Consider the following 602-nt stretch of genomic DNA (forward strand, 5'->3'; position numbering starts at 1 on the left):
ACCAAAGTGCGACGTAGTCGCAACAGTTGGGAAGCTGTGCCATAGAGGGTGAAAGCCCCGTAGACGAAACGTCACACTCTCTGTTCAGGATCCTGAGTACGGCGGGACACGTGAAACCCCGTCGGAACCCGCGAGGACCATCTCGCAAGGCTAAATACTCCCTAGTGACCGATAGTGAACCAGTACCGTGAGGGAAAGGTGAAAAGCACCCCGGAAGGGGAGTGAAATAGTTCCTGAAACCATGTGCCTACAAGCTGTCGGAGCCCGTTAATGGGTGACGGCGTGCCTCTTGCAGAATGAACCGGCGAGTTACGATTGCATGCAAGGTTAAGGTGGAAAAACCGGAGCCGTAGCGAAAGCGAGTCTTAAATGGGCGCAAGAAGTATGTAGTTGTAGACCCGAAACCAGGTGACCTACCCATGTCCAGGTTGAAGGTGCGGTAAAGCGCACTGGAGGACCGAACCCGTGTCAGTTGAAAATGGCTGGGATGAGGTGTGGGTAGCGGTGAAATTCCAAACGAACTTGGAGATAGCTGGTTCTCTCCGAAATCTCTTTAGGGGGAGCCTTGAGGTAAAGAATCGTGGAGGTAGAGCTACTGTTTG

General features: G+C 53.0%; 1 rRNA gene. It reads left to right on the top strand.

The annotated features are described in order from the left end of the window. Positions 1 to 602: ribosomal RNA gene (locus QOS06_RS10720) — 23S ribosomal RNA — on the top strand; the annotation flags it as partial.

Origin of the sequence: Limosilactobacillus sp. DJ3M12 (assembly GCF_947381695.1) — a bacterium.
GTDB classification, from domain to species: domain Bacteria; phylum Bacillota; class Bacilli; order Lactobacillales; family Lactobacillaceae; genus Limosilactobacillus; species Limosilactobacillus kinnaridis.